The sequence below is a fragment of the Streptomyces sp. NRRL B-24085 genome, from assembly GCF_001282115.1.
GTDB lineage: Bacteria > Actinomycetota > Actinomycetes > Streptomycetales > Streptomycetaceae > Streptomyces.
In genome coordinates this window covers 1-1,135 of the sequence record NZ_LJBR01000566.1, presented here as the reverse complement: position 1 = coordinate 1,135, position 1,135 = coordinate 1, and the positions used below count along the sequence as shown (strand labels likewise).

General features: G+C 77.4%; 1 protein-coding gene. It reads right to left on the bottom strand.

Annotated features, from left to right (window positions below):
• Positions 1–259: 259 nt before the first annotated feature.
• On the bottom strand, positions 260–1,135 hold an 876-nt coding region (locus tag AOJ26_RS39540; protein ID WP_053853171.1), incomplete at its 5' end, for a hypothetical protein.

Here is a 1,135-nt window from a genome sequence, read left to right as displayed (position 1 = left end):
GTCCCACGGTGGGTGGGGGCGTCGGCGCCCACGGCCGACGGGTGGTCGCGCCGGGTGGGCGCCGACTCCTGTGGCGGGTGGGCGGCTGCGCCCCACGGTCGGCGGGTGGCTGCCCCCATGACGGGTGAGCGACTGCCCCCTCCCTGACGAGTGAGGGGATGACGCATCGCTGGGGCCGGCTGCACCGCGGTGGGTGGTGGCGGTCGCCGCTACGGCGGGTGGCGGTCGCGGCTGCGGCGGGTGCGTGGCTCGGGGCGGGTCAGCACGGGGCCTCCGCCCGGGCGTGGGCCGACGCTCGCGTCAGCTTGCGGGACCCGTGGATCAGCAGGGCCAGGGCGCCGAGCCCGCAGGAGAGGGTCTGGATGCCGCCCGGGCCCCAGAGGTCCACGAGGGCGTCCACCGGTACGGCCAGGAAGCCGCAGCCCGGCAGGCGGGAGGCGAAGGACGAGGCCAGGGCGGTCGCCTGGGCCGTGACGGCGGCGGTGAGGACCACCGCGGGGGCGTGGGTGAAGCCGTGGACGGTGAGGAGGCGGGCGAGGAAGAGGAGGGCGCCCAGGGCGATGACCTGGGTGTGGGCGGTGGGTTCGGCCAAGACGGTCGCGGACAGGACCGAGAGCGCAGCCAGGGCGCACAGGTACAGGGCGAACGTGCCGAACAGGAGGGGTCGTACGGAGGCCGCGAAGTCCTCCAGGCCCCGGCTGACGGTGAGCCGGGCGCGGGCGCGGGCCGCGAAGAGGTGGGCGGACCAGGCCGCCGGGGCGCAGGACAGGGTGAGAGCGAGGACGGGAGCGGTGGACATGGGCCAGGGGCCGTCGGCGGCGCCGGTGGGCAGGGCGTCGGGGCCGCCGGTCACGGCCGCCGCGAGGAGGCCGTCGCCGAGGGTGGCGTAGGCGAGGAGCCAGTAAGTCCAGGTGGAGGTGCCGGTGGTGGGTGCCCGGTCGGGGGTGCCGAGGGGGCCGCGGGCCAGGGCCGCGCGGACGGCCAGGGACACGGCCAGGAAACCCACCAGGGCAGCGACGAGGCGGGACTGGCCGTCGGTGAGGCGGATGCCGGCCACCGTGGCCGCGCAGAGGGCGCCGGGGAGGAGGGTGAGCAGGACCCAGTCGGCGCGGGGCCGGGATGTCTGCTTCGGCGT